The following is a 20,360-nucleotide window of genomic DNA, read 5'->3' as shown; positions in this document are numbered from 1 at the left end:
GAGCCGCCGCTCAGCAGTGGCTCAGCAAATAAAACAGCGGGCGGCGAACCGCCCGCTGGGGCTTATCAGGCAGTAGTCCGTTCGTTCCAGGAGTCGGAATGAATGATGTTGCCGTCTTTATAGGTCCAGGTGATTTTTTCGTAGCGCAGTTCGATACGCTCCAGGTGGTTATGCTTCTCCTTCGAGGCGTCCTTGACGTCGTGCATCAGCGGAGCCACTTTCACCAGCTTGACGTTCTCCAGTTTGGTATTGAAATACTCCACTTCCTGACCCGCATCGTTGATGCGATACCACTTGAACTCGGCGGATTTCAGGGTCTGGCCGGTGGTCACCGCTTTATAGAGGTACGGGCTGGAGGAATCGATTTCCTTGGCGAACATAAACGGCGTATGCACGCGGGTGCCGGTCAGCTTGCCGGTGTTGTTGTCGGTCGGGATGTACAGGTTATGTTCCTGCGCCAACACTTCGATGCTGCCTTCACGATCTTTCACATCCACGGAGCCTTTGATGTCCGCGCCGCCGTCGTCTTTCAGCCACAGATAGACTGGAATTGCCATGTGTTACTTCTCCTTTTTATCCCGTCCTAATTTGTGCCGCCTTCTGGCTGGCCGCCGCCGTTTTCCCCGACCACAGCATGGGAAAATGCGCTCAGCGGACGCCGCGAGACAGCCCGAACTATTCAGGGTTTGCTGTTATGTCATCATCCTGTGATGACGTTTGGGGATGGTCTGCCGCCAGGCAGGCGTTTGCCTGCGGCACCAGACTAATTTCAACCCGGCGATTTAACGCGCGCCCTGCGGGGGTAGCGTTGGTGGCGATGGGGCGACTGGCCCCAAAGCCCTGCACGGCAAAACAGGTCGGCGAAACGTCGCTGGTTTGCAGCATCCAGTCACGCAGCGCTTCTGCCCGCTTCAGCGACAGCTGCTGGTTGGCCTGCGCCTCGCCGGTACTGTCGGTGTGCCCGGCCACCACAATCAGCCAGCCCGGTCGCGCTTTGATATCCACCAGCGCGTTAACCAACAGCTTCAGCGAGCCGGGTTTAAGCACCGCTTTGCCGGTATCGAACAGCGAAAGGCTGTCGAGGCGGACGGTTTCCGGCACTTTCTCCGCGACGGGCGCCGGTGGCGGCGGCGGCGGAACCCAGGCGCGGATAGCTTCCAGCAGCGGCCGTTGCAGTCGTCCGCCCTGATATAACCCCAGCCCGAGGCGCAGCGGCACGCCGTTGCGGGCATAGTTATCCAGCCCGGCGGCATCCTGACGCAGCACCTCGACCGCCGCCGCTTTCGGCGCGTAGTCGTCCATGGCGATACGCTGGTAATCATTGATATCGAACGCGATGCGCTGTACCAGCTGGCGATTGTTCCAGGCGCTGCTGCATAGCGCGACAATCGCCACGATAACGAACAGTCCCAGGCCGTAGCGGCAGGCGCGCTGGGGTGGCGTCAGGCCGCCGCCCTCCGGCAACAGCGGCAGAACGCATTCCGGCAGCGGTGAAGATAACGAGGAAGATCCTGCCGGAAGCCACCCGTTGACGCGGTTCAGCGCGCTATGCTGCTGCATCCAGCGGATCCAGAGGGAAGAAGGTGACGCGCCGCCGTCAATCGCCGCGCTCAGCCCCCGGACGACGCAGACTGGCCGCGCGCCGTCGGCGAATACCGCCTCAACGTGTCGCTGAAGCCATGTCGTCAGGCTGTTGAACAGCACCTGCTGCTGCCAGGCCGCGTATCCGCCCGCCGCCAGCCAGCTGCTCAGCGTGCAAGGAGCCATGCTGTCGCGCCAGACGCGTACCGATTCGTCGGGCATCGCCGCCTGCCAGAGAGGCTCGTCGATCATCGCGCTACCTACCTGACCGCACAGCACCAGCGGCACGGAATAGCCGGTTTCGCGCCGTAGCTGCTCGAGCTGCCAGCGCAGCGTCAGCAGCTGGCTGGTCAGGGCTTCATAGTCCTGATGCTGTTGAGGAGAAATACCGATCGTCACCGAAAGCTGGCGGCCCCACTCCGGCCGCAGGGACAATAGCTGACGGCCTACCGCGTCCAGCGCCTGATGCCTGGCCACCCGCACCCAGCAGCCGTGCGCTACGGTCAACACCGAGGCGTCATCCGGCCACGCCTGCGCGCTGTCGCCACAGACCAGCACCACCGGCTGCCGGTAAGCGGTATCAGGAAGATCGTCGGCACATAATGCGTCTTCCTGCGCCGGACGAGGCCGGCCGGCCAGCACCACGATAATCAGCGCCCACCAGCACAACATCAGCACCACGGCAACAGACCGCGAAACCGGCAGAAAAAGCAGACACAGCCCGGCAGCAAGCAGCGCGGCCCAGAACGCCAGCGTGCGTTGCAGTCCGGGACTCACGGCACGACTCCCGGCAGCAGCGACGCCACCAGGCTGCTCAGCCAGCGATCCAGCCCCCACCAGACGGCGGCCAGTAGCAGGATCGAGAAGCCAATACGCAGCGGCCAGCTGGCCAGCCAGCCGCCGAGCCCCCGACCGGGTTTACTTTCTGCCAGTACGCTCTGCGTCCGCGGCCCGCTGAATGGTGCAACCTGATCGTTCAGCGCCTGCACCAGCTTTTCCCGTTCCGGGTCGTTCAGCGAACGATAGCCGCCAAGGAAACCCAGCAGCATCACGCGCTGGAAGCAGGTCAGAACGGCAGGATTTGGCGCAGGCTCGTGCAGAACTTCTCTCATGCGGTTACAGAGCCTGTCGCCAGCGTCCAGCGTGCCGAGGAAATGCCCCTGAAGCGGCATGTGATACCACTGCACGCAGGCGTCATCCTGCACGCCGCGCCCCTTAACGACCTCGTCAATCAGGGCGCATTGCGCATACAAAATATGCTCGCGGCTTTGTTCGTCGTAGCCGGCTTCACTAAGCGCCAGCTGCACCTGTTCCGCTTCTGCCACGCAGCGCTCCCACAGTACGCGCCCTTCCCCCTCCTCAAATACCGGGCCATGGCGCAGACTGATGACCTGCAGCCAGGTGTTTTGCAGCAGCGCGTCGATATCACACTCTTCTTTCTGGCTCATGTTCTCAGCACCGCAAACAGTTCAAGTTCAGGTTCGCCCAACATGCCCGGCACGTAGAACATGCAGTTCCCGCTTGCCAGCATCTCTGCGGCGGCCGGATGCGACAGATCGAGCGCGAAATATTGGTTTTCCAGGCGCAGCGGAATGGCCGCAGGCACGTGATGCAGCGGCTTCAGCGGAATGCCCTGCTGCGAGGCGTTTACCAGCCCGGTAACGTAATCCGGGCTGCCGACTTTGCACTGGCGCGGGAACTGCTCCTGCAGCTGTGCCGCAGGCAAAGGCGAACGGACGGAAAGATAGAAATCCGCCTCCTCGCGCAGTCGGGGATCGTGCAGGCGCGCCAGCCACTGACGCAGCCGCTTATCCTGCTCCAGAGCGACAGGCACCACCCGCGACGGCAGGCTGGCCTCCAGCAAATCGCCCAACAGCGCGAACAGCGGCGGGTAAACGTCGTTCAGCCGGGCATGCTGATAAGCCGGGATGGCGCTGACCTGATGCGCCAGCGAAAAGGTCAGCAGGCTGCCTGCCAGACGCGCCAGCTCAGGATAAAGCCGCTCCGGCGCGCTTTGCGGAAAGCGCAGAAACTGGCTCAGCACCGGTTCGGCGCTGTTCAGCGCGTTGAGCAGCCAGAACAGCGAGACATCGGCAACGGCAAAATCCGCCATGCGCTCGTTGCTTTCGCGGCGCATGGCCATCAGCCGGTTAAGGCGGGTGCGCAGCTGGGTCATCAGCAGGTCAAGCTGCGACAGCAGCCACGGGCTGCTCTGCACCGTAAGTATCGCGGGCAGAAAAGTCTCGTCCTGCGTCCAGCCGCTCTGGCTGTCCTGCTTCAGACGCGCTACCGGACAGACCAGATAATCACTGTTGTCCTGATGGGCAAAACGCAGCGTCAGCTCGGGCTTGATCACCGCAATCTGGCGCGTATCGTCGCTAAACTGGTTACGAATGTCGCGCCAGCGCTGACGATAGCGCACCGGACGTTCGGCAACCTCATCGGGACGCAGGCAGTTGCCGCCGTTCGCCCTGAGCAAGGGCAGCGCAAGCACGACCACGACCTCCTGACCTTCCGGCACGATCGCCGGCGGCAGATCGTCGCCGTTGTCGGTATCGATAAGCGTGCCGTCCTGGAAGCGCACGTGAAGATGACGCGCCTGTAGCCGCCCCAGCTTCAGGATCTCGGGTTCAAATTCGGCGCGGATTACGCCCCAGGGATGATTCAGTCCCCTCTGTGCGATACATTCCGCTGACCAGGCCGCATACGCGGCCTGCTGCTGGAAATGCTGTGGCGAGACCATGACGCCCCGATCCCACAGCGGCTGTTGCGTTTTCATCCCGTCTCCGCCTTACGCTTTCGCTTTTGGCATCTGGGAAACCAGAGACAGGTTGACGTCCATGCCTTCCACCTGGAAATGTGGCACCGCGAACAGCCTGACGCGGAAGAAACCCGGATTGTCTTCGATATCTTCAACCATCACTTTGGCATCGCGCAGCGGATGGGAAGCCTGCAACTCGTCGCCCGGATCGGTCATTTCCGTCACCAGGCCGCGAACCCAGGTATTCAGCTCCAGCTCCAGCAGGCGACGATCTTTAGTGGTGCCGATGTTTTCGCGCTGGATCAGCTTCAGGTAGTGCGCAATGCGCGACAGCAGGAAGATATACGGCAGGCGCGCGTTGATTCGGCTGTTGGCCGTGGCGTCGGCGGTGTCGTACAGCGTCGGTTTTTGCGTTGAGTTGGCGGAGAAGAAGCATGAATAGTCGCGGTTTTTATAGTACGACAGCGGGATAAAACCAAGGTTGGCAAACTCAAACTCGCGGGTTTCCGGGATCATCACCTCAGAAGGGATTTTCACCTGATTGCCGGTGCCGAGATCGTACAGGTGGATCGGCAGATCGGTCACCGCGCCACCCGCCTGCGGCCCGCGGATTTGCACGCACCAGCCGTTGTTGATAAAGCTTTTTACCATGTTGGCGGCAAAAGCGAATGAGGCGTTGGTCCACAGATATTTGTGGTGATCCGGGCCTTTCACTTCTTCGACATAATTAAAGCTGCGTACCGGCACGGTATCCGGGCCGTACGGCAGACGCCCGAGCACGCGCGGCATGGTCAGGCCGATGTAGCGCGAGTCATCGCTTTCGCGGAACGACTTCCACTTGATGTATTCCGCGCGGTCGAAGTAGTTACCGATATCTTTAATCGCCGCCACCTCTTCCATGCTGTCCTTCAGGAAAAACTGCGGGCCGACCGAACCGATAAACGGCATATGCGCGGAAGCGGCTACTTTAGATATGTTGCGCAGCAGCGTCACGTCCTGTGCCGAGGCGTCAAACTCCCAGGAGGAGATCAGCGCGCCAATCGGTTCGCCGCCCGGCGTGTCGTATTCGGCAATATAGGTGTGCGCGTACAGGCCGCTCTGGATAATTTCCGGCGCGTCCTCGAAATCCTGACGCAGATCCTCTTTCGACAGATCGAGCACTTCTATCTTCACGTTCTGACGGAAGTCGGTTTTATCCACCAGCGACTTCAGGCCGCGCCACAGGGATTCGACTTTCTGGAACTCGTCATGGTGCATCACCGCATCAAGCTGGCGGCTGATCTGCTCATCCAGCTGCGCGATATGGTGATCCAGCAGGGTTTTATCCAGTTTATCCACCTGCGAACCGGACTGGTTCAGACATTCAACCAGCACCTTCATGGCGGCGGTTACGCGTTCGTCGACGCTGGCATCGGACATCGCCTGGTTGTCCTGCCAGACGTTCAGGTCGCTGAGATGCGTTACCGGACTCAGATTGATTTTTTCAAACAGTGACGCGTAAACACCGCCCGTAGCAGGGCGATCGAGCACGGTAGCGGTACCGGCAGAGGAGGTTTCATTTTGTACAGACATCAGCATTCTCTTGTATTAGTCCATTAATATTTCCGTCACGCTTCCTGCTGCAAATGCGTCAGCTGCTCGCCTGGCGGCTTAACTAAGCCTGCCGGGAGCTGCCCGTCTGCCGCCGTGCTGCAACCTGAAGTGTTCGGGACCAGGCGTCAGCAATCAGGCTTTTTCCGTTGCCAGGGCGGACAGTTCGGTGCGCAGTTCGTCACTCAGGGCAGGGTTTTTCAGGATGGTTTCCAGCTCCTTGCGGAAGGTGACGTTATCCAGCAGGTTGGCCTTCAGGTCGCGCAGAAGATTGCGCATCGCCAGCATCGCCTTAAGCTGTGGGATTTGACGCGCCACCTGCTCCGGCTTGAAGTCCTTCATCTCGCGGAAAGTCAGCCGGACGTTTTCCTCACTGCCGTCGTTGGCCAGCGTGTTTTCCACGGAAATATTGAGAGCCGGGGAGAACGCCGCCAGAACGCTGTCGAAGTTGTTTTTATTCACGTTGACTTTTTCACGCTCGGACAGCGCGCGCTGCTCCTGACCGTGGCTGAAGTCGCCGGTGACCAGCAGCTTCAAAGGCAGCTCCATTTTCTTTTGGGCGTTGCCGGTATGCAGATCCAACGTGATGTTAACGCGGGCTTTGGGGATTTCGTTCTGATAAGAGTTGCTCATATTTATTCCTGTAAAAAATAAGCATGGAAAGCAGGCAGAGCGCACACTTTCCTTGTGTACGGGCGTGACTATAGCAGCCTGCCCGCCACAGGCAATATGCTGATTTATAATTTGTGATCTGATTTATAAGGGATTTTATTAAAATTTGCGTTAAGTGACTGAATAGGGTAACTAAAAAAGAATCGGATTCATCTTAAAAATTATTCTTTTTTTGATCTCGATCTAATTCAGAGTAAAACCTTTTAATTAGTTAATTAATTAATATTATTTCCAATAATTACCATAACGGCAGTTATTAATCATGATGAATTTCATCAAAGTGCTCTACGTTAAGAACGCCCGGTTAGCGCGTGCTACCGCGTCAGAAGCTCATCGGGCAGTGCAGCCGTACAGAGGACAGTCAGGAACTGTTTTGAAGAAGAGCGCGTTCTTGTGAATAAGGAAGCGCGCATGCTCAGGCAGTCAGGCAGTCAGGCAGTCAGGCAGTCAGGCAGTCAGGCAGTCAGGCAGTCAGGCAGTCAGGCAGTCAGGCAGAATGACAGAATGACAGAATGACAGAATGACAGAATGACAGAATGACAGAATGGCAGAATGACAGAATGGCAGAATGGCAGAATGGCAGAATGGCAGAATGGCAGAATGAAGCATAAAGAGCCGGCGCAAAAACGCCGGGCATGTTGTGCTGATGGCTGTTTAGCCTTCTTTCGCCGCGCGAGCGCGCAGCACTTCGCCTACAACTGGCGCGGCGGAAAACGCATTTGGCCAGCCGGCGTAGAAGGCTGCCTGGGTTACAATCTCACCCGCCTCCTCAGCCGTTAAGCCATTGTCCATCGCGCGGTTAAGGTGATAACCAATCTGCGCGCTCTGCCCCGAGGCAATCAGCGCGCTGACGGTGACCAGGCTGCGATCCCTTGGCGCCAGCGCGGGTCGCTGCCACAGATCGAGAAAAAGAGGCTCGGCCGTAAACTTAACCAGACCGGGAGAAACAGGCCCCACGTTTTTTTCCACCGTTTCCGCCCGCTGTTTTTCCACCTCCTGATTAAGCGGCAACAGCGCTGGAGAGGCTTCGGCTAGCTGTTCGGCGCTGACGCCGCGCTCGTGAAACACACTTTTAGTCGCGGCAATCGCGGCCATGGCATTTGGCCAGCCGGAATAGAAAGCGAGATGCGTGATAATTTCTGATACTTCCGCTGGCGTAACGCCGCTATCCAGCGCCACGCCGACGTAATGGCCAAGCTCGGCAGGCTGATTTCTGGCGATCAGAATAGCCACCGTCACGATGCTACGATCGCGCAGCGACAGCGCGTCGCGTTTCCACAGATCGTCCGTTATAGCCTCACGCCCAAAGCGGGCCAGCGCGGGAGAAACCGACTCGATATCCGCGACCGACAGGGCGGATGGAGTAACCTTCAACATAAATTCACCTCTTTTCTCTTCAGCAAAAGCGACATCGGCAAGGACCAGCGATATCGCGGCGGCGGCAAGCACTTTTTTCATCGTTTAGCCTCAAGGATCCATTAAACGCAAGACAGCATTCTTAACGTGTTTTATCCGGCCTTATACCGCCCTTGTTTGTGAGCAGGACGGGCGTGACAGGGACAGATTCTTTCCTGGCGGACATTTGTGCCGTTTGCGCTATATACGCTCTGAAGTGCGGCGTTGCCCGGTGTTGCTGATACGCAGCGGCGCTGGCGTAGATTTCGTAGAAGTACCAGCGGCGGGTATTTTGCGCATCCGTCGCGGCATACATTGCCAGGACGCCCTCTTCAACTTTTAAAGATTCCGCCATTTCCGGCAGCACGATATTTTTAAACGCCTGCTGATGCTCGGGTTTCACATCGACAATCACCAGGTTATCGATCGTTTTTTCATCCTGAACAATGCGCTTATCGCCCAGGAACTGCGGAACAAGTTCTGTTTTTCTCTCCTTAGCGACCACCTCAGGCGCCTGCTGAATAAAAGCCTGATACGCTCTGGACGCTAAATGCTTTTTGTACGCTTCATCATCTGCATATACTTCTACTCTGTAGGTCAGATAAGGGTTGTCCTGATGCCTGAAAGCGTACAGCGCTAAGGTTCCCGGCTCGTTTTCTATAGCGGAACGGCTGATCGTTTTGATCATGTCACGGTAGCGATCGCTTTTTCCCGCTTTAACTTCCAGCTCGACAAGACTCATAGCCGGTTTATTCGCCGCTGTTGCGTCAGTGGCAAACGCCGGGCTGTCGATCGGCAGATACAGCGTTACCGCCAGGATTTGTGCCGCGAGGAGCCTTTTCATCATGATTTACCGTCTCCTTTCTTTGCTATCGGGGCAGGACAATGCTTAACGCGCTCATACCTTCTTTCGATCCTCTGTCTGAGGCGTTTTTTGCGCCATCATCCCCACCAGAGCGTGCGGCTGATAGCACGCCTCCAGAAAGTGAATATCTTCCTGACTGAGCTGCAACTTCACGGCTTTTACCGCGCCGTCGAGATGCTGCTTTTTGGTGGCGCCGACGACCGGCGCGGTGACTTTAGTTAACAGCCAGGCGAGTGAAATTTCGGTCATGGAAACCTGATACCGACGGGCAAGCTCCGCTACGCGTTCAATAATAATGCGGTCCTGCGCCGCCGTTTTATCGTATTTTCCTTTCGCATACGCATCTTCAGCGGCACGCCGCGTTGGCGGATTATCCAGCCGGGCAAGACGACCGCTGGCCAGCGCGCTGTAAGGGGTCATCGCAATATTATCTTCAGCGCATAAGCCGACTAATTCGCGCTCGTCCTCGCGCATAATCAGGTTGTAATGGCTCTGTACGGAAACAAAACCGGTCAGACCTTCCCGCTCGGCCAGCGCATTCGCTTTAGCCAGCTGCCACGCGAAGCAGTTAGAAATGCCGATAGCACGGATTTTGCCCGCCTGAACGGCCTGATGCAGCGTCTCAAGCACCTCAAGTATTGGCGTATGGTGATCCCAGGCGTGACAGATATAGAGATCGATATGTTCCATGCCCAGGTTTTGCAGGCTTTGGTTAAGCGATCGAGCAATAGCCTGTTTGCCGGTAACGCCGCTGGCTATTTGTTGTGGCGTGCGCGGCAGAAATTTGGTGGCGACCACCACCTCATCGCGCCTCGCCATATCCCGCAGCGCCCGGCCGAGATAGCGCTCGCTTGAACCGTTTTGATAGGCTATCGCCGTATCGAAAAAAGTCACGCCCTGCTCCAGGCCGTAACGGATGATCTCACGGCTTTCCGCTTCAGCCAGCGTCCAGCTGTGCTGGCCCGTCGCCGCATCGCCAAATCCCATGCAGCCCAGACAGAGACGGGAAACCGTTAAGTCGCTTTTCCCCAGTTGCGTATAGTCCATTACCTTTTCTCCTTTATTAACAGGATCTAAAGCGCCGGTTTCGACGCTAACGCTTTTAACTGCGCAATGAGCCGTGCGGCGTGATCCTTGGCCAACATTTTCTGCTGTGCGATGTTTTCATCCCGCTCCGCGTAACTTATGCCACAGGTGTACACGGGTGTTTGCATCTCCAGATTGCACAGCCTGGCCGTCGTTTCAAACTGAATAAGATAATCATCAAGGCTATGCCCGAATGCACCTTCAGCAGAATAAAGCGCCTGTGCTGCACCAGTGGTAAAGGAAAGGATAAGTTTTTTGCCGCCGAGTTTTGCCGTTGAACCCTGTGCGAACCCGTGAACAAAAACCTCGTCCAGCCAGACTTTCATGATCCCCGGCAGCGAATACCAGGAAAACGGAAACTGCCAGACGATCGCCTCGGCTTTTAACAACGCCTCCTGCTCGGCCCGCACGTCAATTTGATGGCCCGGATAACAGGCATCCAGACGACGGATTTCCGCATCTGGCAGCGCCTTAGCCACCTCGTTCAGAATGGTTGCGTTACCGATTGACTTCGTCAGATCCGGGTGTCCGGAAATAATAACTATATTCATTTTTAGCCGTTAATCTCCTTTCTCATTTTCCCTGATTTACCCGGCGGGAGGTTGCCGAAGGAAAGTATAGGCTCGCGATCCTGATAGAATTAGGACAGTATCGGCTTATGGATAATTAGCCTGTGGCTAATAATCAGCGGCGTGGCTGCATCAGGACGACGTAATGAATAACGTGATATACAACCAGATCCGCATTTTTCAGAGCATCGCTCGTGAAGGCTCTATTTCGGCCGCCGCCAGGAAACTGGAAATCACGCCGCCCTCGGTCAGCAAGGCGCTTAAGCTGCTTGAGCAGCATATCGGCCATCCTCTTTTCGTGCGCACCACCCGGCGTATTGAGTTAACGGATGCCGGACGGCAGCTGTTAGAGCAAACCTTATCCGCGGTGGAATCGCTGGAAAACTCGCTGGAAAATATCCGGGGTCAGCAGCAGGCGCCTTCCGGGCTAGTCAGGATCACGCTTTCCCGCTTCGCTTATCTGCTGATCCTCAAACCGGTGATGGCGGCATTTTGCCAGCGTTATCCGGGCATCCGGCTGGAAGTGTCCGTGTACGACGGCACCGTGCATCTTGTTGATGAGCGGGTCGATGTGGGGATCCGTTTTGGCGATATCCTTGAGGGCGGCGTGGTGGCGCGCCAGTTGATGAAGCCCTTTCGTGAAGGGCTGTACGCTTCGGCAGCCTACCTGAAGGCGTTCGGTACGCCGACAAAGCCAGCCGATCTGCCGCAGCACCAGCTTATCGGCTACCGATTTATTACCGCTCACCGCCTCCTGCCGCTGATGCTGGAGCACAACGGCGAACAGCTGACCGTGGATATGCCGGGCCAGCTTATCAGCAACGACATCGACGTGATGGCTGACGGCATCCGCAGCGGGCTGGGTATCGGCAGGCTGTTCGAGCCGGTTTTGCAGCTGCAGCCGGATAAAGAGAGGTTTCTGCCGGTGATGGAAGCTTTCTGGAAGACCTATCCGCCGGTTTATCTCTATTACGCAAAAAGCGCGGGTAAAACGAAAAGAGTAAAGGCGCTGATTGATTTTCTGCTGGAGAACCGGCCTGGGTATAGCTGACAAAAACACCGGTCTTTAGCTGGGTAAAGTAACCGTAAAACCCGCGCTACGGCGCGGCAAGCACATGCTCGCTGGCGGAAGACGCCCGCGTGCATGGCTTATCCCTGCGCCGCGCACGCCTTTTATCTCTATTCAGCCTGTCGGCACGCGCCCCGCTCTTCGCCATGCTGCGCCAGATGGCGTAAGGCCTGCCGGAAACCGGCATCAAAGGTCTGACCGTGCGAAAGTTCAGGCCACGACCAGTAGGCGGCAGATAAACCGGCCTGGCGCAGCGATGCCAGCGTGGCGCGAACCCTGTCCTGCACTTCCGCCGCCGGCGCATGCGGATTGTTTCCCGGCTGGCCGTCGCCTTCACTGACATAGAGCGACTTCGCGCAGAAGCGCGACGCTTCGACCTTCGCCAACTTAGCCAGCACGCCGTCGTACTGCCGGTTCAGCGTTGGGCTGGTCGGATAGTAAAAATGAAAGAACGACGAGGAGAGCCAGGCGTTCAGCGTAAAGACCCCGCCTAAGGAATGGCCCCAGAGGCCACGCCCGGCGGAGTTTATCTTTAACCCTCTTTCGGCCTGCGGCGCAATTTTTTCCTCAAGCAGACGGCGAAAAATAGCGTCGCCGCCGCCCTTTCTTCCTCCGGGCCGGGCGCTTTTTTCGCCGTCCGGCGGCGTGTAATCATAGGTTCTGGCGGCCAGGTCAAAAGGCAGCGTCGTCTGATAGCCAACGGCGACAATCACCGGCGGGTTTTGCGCCGACAGCGTTTGCAGCAGCCCTTCCGACAGCCTGTCCATTACGGCGTTGCCGTCGAGCAGATACATCACGGGAAAGCCGGCAGGCGGCGCTTTCTTATTGGGAATGCCCGTCCATATTTTGTAATGTCGCTGTCCATCGGCGGAATCAAGCGTGCTGACGCGAAAGTGATAAAAAGCCGATCCCTTATCCGCAATATTCGGGCCAGACGGCCGCATATCGGGCTGACACCAGGCGCCTGTCGTATAAAAACAGGTAAAAAAAAGCGCGCCCAGCCGGCAAGCCGCGCGCGCATTTCGGGTGAAAAATAACTTAATATTCATCTACATGCTCTCAATAAAAACCCGGACAGGCAGGCGATGAGGAAAAGTCGCGTCTGTCGGTTTCTCCTCAAAAATGCAGGCCCGGCTGCGTGATAGCCGACAAGCGGAAAACGCCACTATAATGAGAATGATTATTAATTACAAATAGGGGCCGTCCCAGCAAGCTATTTCTGGTGTCGGATCCCCGCGCGAAACGCGCATTAATTAACGGCGGGTTTAATACCCACACTTTTTGCAGCAAACGTAATACGAAAAATACCAGGCGTAATGGGGTTTAATTTTACCAAACCGGAAAAAATTAAATTTTTATATGAGAAGCCCTGGGACGATAAGGATTTGTGAAAAATGCGGCGGTCGACAATCTGCGTTCAGCGACCATACCCTGGTTATTTTTTTGGCATGGTTCATGCTTCGCAACAGAAGGGGCGCGAAAGACAGAGGTTATTGTGTAGCTGGATCTACGCCTTTAAGCGTAACAACTCTGGCGAACCTGATGGGTAAGCATCAGGTTCGCACGGTGAACTGGATTCCCTGGCGTTGGCAAGAATACTGGAGATATTTTTATTATGTGCTGCTTTGTACAGATAACTTAATCTTACACCCTTAATGAAGTCAACAAAAAAAGAGACAAAACTTCCACTAAAATGAATACCAAACCAGCCATAAAAGTATAAATGATTGATTTTATTTAAATTAACACTTAATGCAACAGCAAAAAAGCAGACAAAACCAGGTCTGACCTGTCTACTCCCTGCTTCACATTTATTGAATAACATTAAATTTGCTTATAAAATGCGACATATGACAGCAACCGGACGCTTATCATGAAAACATCGGCATTGCAGAGAAAAAACAATATAATCAACAATATAGATTATATTATTAAAAGCCGGGGCGAGACAAAAGTCTCTTTCGCCAACCGTACCGGCGTCACCCGCGCGACGCTGTATAAAATCCTGGATGGCAAAGTCAATAACGTACAGCGCTCGACCATTACGCGAATCGCGGATTTCTTTGGCGTGTCGTGCGAGATTATTGAAAATCACGATCTGCAATCTATCGAACTGATCGAAAATACGCTGTCGCCCGACGGCGATAAAAACCCGGCTGCCGTGCCGGTTATTCCTCAATCGGCATTTTTACGCTGCGCGGACAAAAGAGTGGGCCAGCTGGTGGCGCACTATCCCGTTACCTGGTTTTTTGGCGAGGTCGCTAACACGGTCGCGCTACAGGTTGAAAGAAATCTGGGCAACCTGTTTTTTCCTGGCGATGTGCTTATTATCAAACGCCATACGCCGCCACAGGAGAAACAGCTGGCGCTGTTTTCCTCCCCGACTCAGGCGCTATTTGTCAGTGATATCTACTCCGGCGCTGAGGAAGCTTCCCTGCTGGGCGCCATTATCGAAGAAAGAATCCAATAACCCTAAGGACTGTTCTGCATGGAACAAAACAAGAAATACAAGCTGTTGGGCTTTACCCGCTCGGATGTGATTACGGCCAACGTCATGGTGCTGGCGACCGGCAAGCATATCAGCATCGGCCTGCCCGAGCTGGAAAGCAGCGAAATCACGGATGATTTTAACCGGCATGAACTGAAATCGCTTTATCGTCGCCTTTATGGCGATAACAGCACCGTGACCTCTTACGATATTGGCGACAGGCATGAACGCTCCTGGTACGCCTATCTGATCATCAGCATTGCGCTGACGGTTATTTATACGCTCAGCACCGTGAGCGGCGTGAAACCCGTGCTGATCCCCGTGGTGAATTTCGTGGTGCCGCCCGCCATTTTTTTCTATCCGCTCTCGTTTATCCTGGTGGATATTATCAACGAGTTTTACGGCCTGAGAATGGCAAGAAGAACGATATTTATTTCATTTATTTCTAATACGCTGTTTGTGGCGGGCCTGTGGCTGACCAGCCTTTTACCCGGTCTGAAAGAGTGGGAGCTGAATATCTCCTACGCCACCTTTGTTAACAGCATTGTCTCCGTACTGTTCGCCTCTTCGGCCGCGTATCTGGTGTCGGAAAATATTAACTCGCTGATCCTGTGCAAAATAAAAGAGCTGACCAATTCGCGCTTTCTTTTTGTGCGCGTGCTGACCAGCAACGTTATCGCTTCGGCTCTTGATAGCGTGATTTTCTGTACGCTGGCTTTTCACAACGTGCTCAGCATGGCGACGATTAAAACCATGATTATTTCGCAGTTCATTATCAAGCTGGGCTACGCGCTGCTGGGCGTTGGCCCTATTTACGCTACCCGTGAACTGTTCAGACGCTATATCAATAAAGAAAAACAGGTTAACCGTGCAGAGGAAGTAGTATGAAAACAGAGGAAATTACGCTGCTGGGCAAAAGCACCGGCTATGTTCAGCATTATGCGCCGGAGCTGCTGGAGGCGCTGCCGCGGTCGCGCGGTCGCCAGGAAATCGGCCTGACGTCGGCGGAGCTGCCCTTTTCCGGCTTCGACCTGTGGACGGGCTTCGAGCTTTCCTGGCTTAACGCTAAGGGCAAACCCGTGGTGGCTATCGCCGAATTCTGGATCCCGGCCACCAGCCAGCATCTGATCGAATCAAAATCTTTTAAGCTTTACCTGAACAGCTTTAATCAGACGCGCTTCGCCGCGCCGGAAGAGGTCGCCACCACGCTGGAAAACGATCTGTCGCGGGCGGCCGACGGCAGCGTGAAGGTCAAGCTCTATCCCGATTTAAACGGCTACGCCGCTTTTACCGCAGCGCTGCCCGGCGAATGCATTGACCATCTTGATATCGCCGTGGAGGACTACGATTTTTCTCCGCAGCATCTGCAGGATGCCGCCTCCGGCGATTTTGTGGCCGAAACGCTCTCCTCAAACCTGCTTAAGTCTAACTGTCTGGTGACCAATCAGCCCGACTGGGGCAGCGTGGTCATCCATTATGAAGGCAAGCGGATCGAGCGGGAAAAACTGCTGCGCTATCTGATTTCGTTCAGGATGCACAACGAGTTCCACGAGCAGTGCATTGAGCGCATCTTTAACGATATCAAACACTATTGCCGCCCGGAAAAGCTAAGCGTGTTCGGCCGCTACACCCGCCGGGGCGGGCTGGATATCAATCCGTTCAGAAGCGATTTTGAAGCGCAGCCGACCACGGGCCGCCTCGTCCGTCAGTAATGCCCGCCAGGCGCCCGTTCCTGTTTATTACGCTGCAAAATGGCTGTCTCTCTACACGCCCAGCCTGTCGCGGATGCTGTAATAAGCCGCGCCCATCGCCGTAAGCGGAATACGCATATTGCGGCCGCCGGGGAACGGATAGTGCGGCAAGCGGGCAAAGGCGTCGAAACGTTCGGCGTCGCCGCGCAGCACTTCCGAAATCAGCCGACCGGCCAGATGGGTACAGGTAACGCCGTGCCCGCTATCACCCTGCATATAGTAGATGTTGTTTTCCAGGCGGCCGAACTGCGGCATCCTTGAGAGCGTAAGCAGGAAGTTGCCTGTCCAGCGGTAGTCGATTTTTACCCCTTTCAGCTGCGGAAAGGTTTTCAGCAGCTTCGGCACGATCAGCCGATCGATATCCTCAGGATCCCGCGCGCCATAGACCACGCCGCCGCCGTACAGCAGGCGATGGTCGGCCGTCAGCCGGAAATAGTCCAGCAGGTAGTTGCAGTCCTCCACGCAGTAGTTGGAGGCGAGCAGCGACGCGGCCAGCTCTGCGCCAAGCGGCTCCGTGGTCAACACCTGCGTGCCGCACGGCATACTGCGTTTCGACAGCGACGGCTCCAGTTTGCTGCCGAGATAGGCGTTGCCCGCGACGATAACATAGCGCGCCGTAACCTGCCCTTTCGCCGTTTTTACCACGGCCGGGCTGCCATGCTGGATCTCCACTACCGGCGACTGCTCGAAAATCTGGCCGCCGTTCAGGACTATCGCCTGCGCTTCACCAATCGCCAGATTTAGCGGATGCAGATGGCCGCCGCGCTTGTCCAGCAGCGCGCCGACGTAGCGATCGCTGTCGATCTCCTGGCGGATCTGCCCGGCGTCCAGCAGCTCCAGCTGGTCGTTGCCGTAGCGTTCCCAGTTCTGCTTCTGCTCCTCCAGCGTGGCGAACTGACGGGCGTTCAGCGCCACGAAAAGGCCGCCCTGCTGATAGTCGCAGGCGATGCCGTAACGTTTAATGCGCTCGCGAATAATATCGCCGCCTTCAAACATCATGCTGCCCAGCATTCTGGCGGCATCTTTGCCGTAGCTTTTTTCAATCACGTCCACGTCGCGGCTGTAGGAGTTGACCACCTGACCGCCGTTGCGCCCGCTGGCACCAAAACCGACCTTCGCCGCTTCCAGCACCACGACCTGGTAGCCGTTTTCCGCCAGATGCAGCGCCGAAGACAGCCCGGTGTAGCCTGCACCAATGATGCAAACGTCGCAGGAGATCGGCTCCTCCAGCGGCGGAAACGGCGTGTAGGCGTTGGCGCTGGCGGCATAGTAGCTTTGCGTATGTTCAGTCATGCTTACGGCTCCAGAGAGATCCAGACGGATATCGGTTCGGTGAGTATTTGCGGCGCGACCCGCGCCCGTTGCCGCTCTGTATGGCGTCAAAAGGCGCGGGAATGCACCGTCGTGGTTCACAGGTCCGCGCTGCAGCGGCCGTCAGGCATCAGAAGGTGGTAGGCGTATGGGCGCTGATAATGCGGCAAATTTTTGCCGAGGTGTTGCTGAAGCTGTGCGGAATGCCGGTGTTAATGGCGTAGCTTTGCTGCGCCACCAAATGATAGCTCTGACCGTTGAATTTCAGCACGACTTCCCCTTCCAGCAAGGTGCCTATCTCTTCCCCCTGATGCTTGATGCGCTCTCCTGTGGTGGTGCCTGGCTGATAAGTTTCAATCATCATCGCCAGCGTGCGGTTCGGCGCGCCGTTATGGATAAGCTTCATGGAGACGCCCTGACTGCCGATCTCAATCAGCTCGTCAGGATTAATCACCACCTGAGGCTCGTCCGGGATCTCCGGCTCCGCAAAAAATTCGGACAGCGACAGCCCGTAAACTTTTAGCAGCTTTTGCAGCGTGCTGATGGCCGGGCTGACCTTGTCCTGTTCAATGGTGCTGATGGCGCTGTGTGTTAATCCAGACAGTTCGGCAACCCGGCGCTGTGACAGACCCAGTTGCTGGCGGATCCCGGACAAACGCTTGCCTGGTGCCAGGCCGTCATTGTTCATAAACGCATTTCCTTCAATGTGAGTCAGAGCTGCTGCTTTTCAGCGTGATGCTGCTGACATGCCGTGATAAAGCCTTCAAGCAACAGGCGCGACAGCGCATATTCGCTGCTTTTCCATTCCGGGTGCCACTGTACGCCCAGCGCGTAGGGATGATCGAGCACGCTGACCGCCTCCGGCAGCCCGTCCTGGGAGTACGCCTCCACGCGAAGCCGCGGGCCAAGGGTTTTTGCGCCCTGCCCGTGCAACGAGTTTACCCAGAATGTTTTGCTTCCGGGTATCAATTGCGAAATTAATCCGTCCGGCTGGATTTTGATCTCATGCGAGGGCGCATATTGCTGATCTATTGGCAGATCCGGGTCCTCACGATGCTCAAGAAACTGCGGATGGTCGCAGAGGCGACGGTAGAGGGTACCGCCCGTCGCGACCACCAGCTCCTGCAAACCGCGACAGATGGCAAAAATGGGGATGCGCCTTTCGAGCGCCTGCGCAATCAGCGCGATGCTCAGAAGATCTCGCCCGGGATCGGCGGCAGGCTCATCGCCGTTTTCACCATAATGGTGCGGCTGCATATTACTGGGGCTGCCCGGCAGCAACACGCCGTCGAGCAGCGGCATCACGCCTGCCAGCAATTCCGGCTCTGCCAGCGCGTGCGGCAAGGCGATGGGTAAACCGCCCGCGTCCAGAACCGCATTCAGGTACTTATCTTGCAAGGTATGACTTTGTTGGCCTTTGACGGGGTTGCTGCACATCACCACCCCGACAATCGGCCTGTAAAATATATCGACCATGCTTCACCTCTTGTTTCGGACTAAATTTTTTACAAAAGCGTCTGAAATTACCTGAAATGCGCAATATTTCCGCTGACTGGTATTTTGATAACCCTTTTTTAAATCAAATGCAACATTTGACAAACAATTTGTTTCCGTCCAGATTGTTTTTGTGTGCATTATATTTAACAACGTGAATGCGATCCTGTCATCCCCTACTAAGCCAACAGCGGTGAATCATGGAAACTAACCTTGTAGCAGTGGAAAACTTTAAGCAGCCGGAAGAGAGACGGAGCAGCGCCTTCGCCAGAGAGGTCGAAGCCTATCTGAGCCGCTATCCGGATACCCATTACGTCGATGTGATGCTGACCGATCTTAACGGCTGTTTCCGGGGCAAGCGCATCCCGGTGGCGGCGCTGCGTAAGCTGGAGAAAGGCTGCTATTTCCCCGCCTCCGTTTTCGCGATGGATATTCTGGGCAACGTGGTGGAGGCGGCGGGCCTGGGCCAGGCATCCGGCGAACCCGACCGCATCTGTGTGCCCATCGCCGGGACGCTGACGCCCTCCGCCGCCGATCCACAGACCATCGGCCAGCTGCTGTTGACGATGCTGGACGAAGATGGCGCTCCCTTTGACGTTGAGCCGCGAAATGTCCTTAACCGCCTGTGGCAGCAGCTACAGCAGCGTGGACTGCATCCCGTGGTAGCGGTAGAGCTGGAGTTCTATTTACTGGATCGGCAGCGTGACGCCGAAGGCTATCTTCAGCCGCCCTGCGCGCCCGGCACCCAGGATCGCAATATGCAAAGCCAGGTCTACTCCGTGGATAATCTCAACCACTTTGCCGACGTGTTAAACGATATCGACGAGCTGGCGCAGCTGCAAAAGATCCCGGCGGACGGCGCGCTGGCGGAGGCGTCGCCAGGCCAGTTCGAAGTTAACCTGCACCATACCCGCAACGCGCTGGAGGCGTGCGACCATGCGCTGGCGCTGAAGCGCCTGATCCGGCTGGTGGCAGAAAAACACCATATGCACGCCACGTTTATGGCCAAGCCCTACGAGGAATACGCCGGCAGCGGCATGCATATTCATATCAGTATGCTGAACGACCAGGGCGAGAACGTGCTGGCCGACCGGCACGGCAACGACTCCCCCCTTCTGCAACGCTCGCTGGCCGGGATGATCGAGATGATGCCCGCCTCCATGGCGCTGCTGGCGCCTAATATCAACTCCTATCGCCGTTTTCAGGCCGGCATGTATGTGCCGACGCAGGCTTCCTGGGGCCACAATAACCGCACCGTCGCCCTGCGCATTCCCTGTGGCGATCGCGATAATCATCGCGTGGAATATCGGGTCGCGGGCGCGGATGCCAACCCTTATCTGGTAATGGCGGCCATTTTTGCCGGGATCCTGCACGGTCTGGATAACGATTTGCCGCTGCCGCCGAAGGTCGAGGGCAACGGGCTGGAGCAGGACGGGCTGCCATTCCCTATTCGTCAGAGCGATGCGCTGTGGGAATTCGCCCAGCACGAGGCGCTCTGTGCTCAGCTCGGCGAACGTTTCAGCCACGTCTGGCACGCCTGCAAAAGCAACGAGCTGACGCAGTTTGAGCGGTTGATCACAGATACGGAAATTGACTGGATGCTGAAAAACGCCTGATGGCATCCGGCCTCAGGAAGAGCCTCGCCCATGCGCCCCGTCTGGAAACGAGCGCGCTCTCTGCCGGTTTTCCGGCCCGTACCGCCTGTCGCCGAAGGAAAAAAAGCGGCGG

At 56.6% G+C, this 20,360-nt stretch carries 20 protein-coding genes; 5 read left to right on the top strand and 15 right to left on the bottom strand.

All coding sequences use genetic code 11. The features are described 5' to 3' along the window. Positions 1–65: 65 nt before the first annotated feature. The 10 genes from QZH36_RS09340 to QZH36_RS09295 form a co-directional block, all read right to left on the bottom strand. Entirely contained in the window at positions 66–557 is a 492-nt protein-coding gene (locus QZH36_RS09340) for an Hcp family type VI secretion system effector (protein ID WP_253458518.1), read from the bottom strand. A gap of 118 nt (positions 558–675) precedes the next feature. Continuing rightward, entirely contained in the window at positions 676–2,358 is a 1,683-nt protein-coding gene (locus QZH36_RS09335; protein ID WP_301730048.1) for an OmpA family protein, read from the bottom strand. Beyond that, entirely contained in the window at positions 2,355–3,029 is a 675-nt protein-coding gene (tssL, locus tag QZH36_RS09330; RefSeq protein WP_301730047.1) for a type VI secretion system protein TssL, short form, read from the bottom strand. Before tssL ends, QZH36_RS09335 begins: the two co-directional genes overlap by 4 nt. Then, positions 3,026–4,360: a type VI secretion system baseplate subunit TssK gene (gene tssK, locus QZH36_RS09325; protein WP_301730046.1), complete on the bottom strand. Its 1,335-nt coding sequence runs from the start codon at positions 4,358–4,360 to the stop codon at positions 3,026–3,028. Before tssK ends, tssL begins: the two co-directional genes overlap by 4 nt. A 12-nt stretch (positions 4,361–4,372) precedes the next feature. Continuing rightward, complete coding sequence (gene tssC / locus QZH36_RS09320) at positions 4,373–5,920, bottom strand: type VI secretion system contractile sheath large subunit (RefSeq protein WP_301250584.1); 1,548 nt, start codon at positions 5,918–5,920, stop codon at positions 4,373–4,375. A 147-nt stretch (positions 5,921–6,067) separates the two neighbouring features. Then, positions 6,068–6,565, bottom strand: coding sequence for a type VI secretion system contractile sheath small subunit (gene tssB / locus QZH36_RS09315; RefSeq protein ID WP_253458501.1), 498 nt, complete (start codon positions 6,563–6,565; stop codon positions 6,068–6,070). Between the two features lie 693 nt (positions 6,566–7,258). Further along, positions 7,259–8,062, bottom strand: a complete 804-nt coding sequence (locus QZH36_RS09310) for a carboxymuconolactone decarboxylase family protein (protein WP_253458499.1) — start codon at positions 8,060–8,062, stop codon at positions 7,259–7,261. A 40-nt stretch (positions 8,063–8,102) separates the two neighbouring features. Continuing rightward, a complete protein-coding gene (locus QZH36_RS09305) occupies positions 8,103–8,843 on the bottom strand; it encodes a putative quinol monooxygenase (RefSeq protein WP_301730158.1) in 741 nt (246 codons plus the stop codon). A 54-nt stretch (positions 8,844–8,897) separates the two neighbouring features. Continuing rightward, positions 8,898–9,911, bottom strand: a complete 1,014-nt coding sequence (locus tag QZH36_RS09300) for an aldo/keto reductase (RefSeq protein ID WP_253458495.1) — start codon at positions 9,909–9,911, stop codon at positions 8,898–8,900. 26 nt (positions 9,912–9,937) lie between these two features. Beyond that, positions 9,938–10,501 carry an NAD(P)H-dependent oxidoreductase gene (locus tag QZH36_RS09295; protein ID WP_301250588.1) on the bottom strand — a complete coding sequence of 188 codons (564 nt, stop codon included), beginning with the start codon at positions 10,499–10,501 and terminating at the stop codon, positions 9,938–9,940. A 163-nt stretch (positions 10,502–10,664) separates the two neighbouring features. Here QZH36_RS09295 and QZH36_RS09290 point away from each other — a divergent pair, with 163 nt between their 5' ends. Then, positions 10,665–11,570: a LysR family transcriptional regulator gene (locus tag QZH36_RS09290; protein WP_301730045.1), complete on the top strand. Its 906-nt coding sequence runs from the start codon at positions 10,665–10,667 to the stop codon at positions 11,568–11,570. A 128-nt stretch (positions 11,571–11,698) separates the two neighbouring features. On the opposite strand, the gene QZH36_RS09285 is transcribed toward QZH36_RS09290, so the two are convergent. Further along, positions 11,699–12,532, bottom strand: coding sequence for an alpha/beta hydrolase (locus tag QZH36_RS09285; protein ID WP_253458479.1), 834 nt, complete (start codon positions 12,530–12,532; stop codon positions 11,699–11,701). 563 nt (positions 12,533–13,095) lie between these two features. Continuing rightward, positions 13,096–13,413: a hypothetical protein gene (locus QZH36_RS09280; RefSeq protein WP_301250590.1), complete on the bottom strand. Its 318-nt coding sequence runs from the start codon at positions 13,411–13,413 to the stop codon at positions 13,096–13,098. A gap of 48 nt (positions 13,414–13,461) precedes the next feature. Here QZH36_RS09280 and QZH36_RS09275 point away from each other — a divergent pair, with 48 nt between their 5' ends. From QZH36_RS09275 to queF, 3 genes are read left to right on the top strand one after another with little or no spacing between them, the layout of a single operon-like run. Next, positions 13,462–14,058, top strand: a complete 597-nt coding sequence (locus QZH36_RS09275) for a helix-turn-helix domain-containing protein (protein ID WP_301730044.1) — start codon at positions 13,462–13,464, stop codon at positions 14,056–14,058. An 18-nt stretch (positions 14,059–14,076) separates the two neighbouring features. Then, on the top strand, positions 14,077–14,964 hold the full coding sequence (locus QZH36_RS09270) for a queuosine precursor transporter (RefSeq protein ID WP_253458470.1): 888 nt from the start codon (positions 14,077–14,079) through the stop codon (positions 14,962–14,964). Continuing rightward, a complete protein-coding gene (queF, locus tag QZH36_RS09265; protein WP_301250592.1) occupies positions 14,961–15,788 on the top strand; it encodes an NADPH-dependent 7-cyano-7-deazaguanine reductase QueF in 828 nt (275 codons plus the stop codon). The genes QZH36_RS09270 and queF overlap by 4 nt, the downstream gene beginning before the upstream one ends. A 51-nt stretch (positions 15,789–15,839) precedes the next feature. On the opposite strand, the gene QZH36_RS09260 is transcribed toward queF, so the two are convergent. From QZH36_RS09260 to puuD, 3 genes are all read right to left on the bottom strand, one after another. After that, positions 15,840–17,120 carry an NAD(P)/FAD-dependent oxidoreductase gene (locus tag QZH36_RS09260; protein ID WP_301730043.1) on the bottom strand — a complete coding sequence of 427 codons (1,281 nt, stop codon included), beginning with the start codon at positions 17,118–17,120 and terminating at the stop codon, positions 15,840–15,842. A 148-nt stretch (positions 17,121–17,268) separates the two neighbouring features. After that, positions 17,269–17,826: an HTH-type transcriptional regulator PuuR gene (gene puuR / locus QZH36_RS09255; protein ID WP_253458460.1), complete on the bottom strand. Its 558-nt coding sequence runs from the start codon at positions 17,824–17,826 to the stop codon at positions 17,269–17,271. Between the two features lie 23 nt (positions 17,827–17,849). After that, positions 17,850–18,614 (bottom strand): gamma-glutamyl-gamma-aminobutyrate hydrolase, encoded by a 765-nt coding sequence (gene puuD, locus QZH36_RS09250; RefSeq protein ID WP_301250593.1) that lies wholly within the window; start codon positions 18,612–18,614, stop codon positions 17,850–17,852. A 218-nt stretch (positions 18,615–18,832) separates the two neighbouring features. Between puuD and QZH36_RS09245 the strand changes: the two genes are divergently transcribed. Continuing rightward, positions 18,833–20,248, top strand: coding sequence for a glutamine synthetase family protein (locus QZH36_RS09245; protein ID WP_253458453.1), 1,416 nt, complete (start codon positions 18,833–18,835; stop codon positions 20,246–20,248). Positions 20,249–20,360 lie beyond the last annotated feature (112 nt).

The sequence above is a fragment of the Erwinia wuhanensis genome (assembly GCF_030484085.1).
Taxonomy (GTDB): Bacteria; Pseudomonadota; Gammaproteobacteria; order Enterobacterales; family Enterobacteriaceae; genus Erwinia; species Erwinia aeris.
The sequence above is the reverse complement of the archived record's forward strand: the minus strand, read 5'-3'. Positions and strand labels throughout refer to the sequence as shown.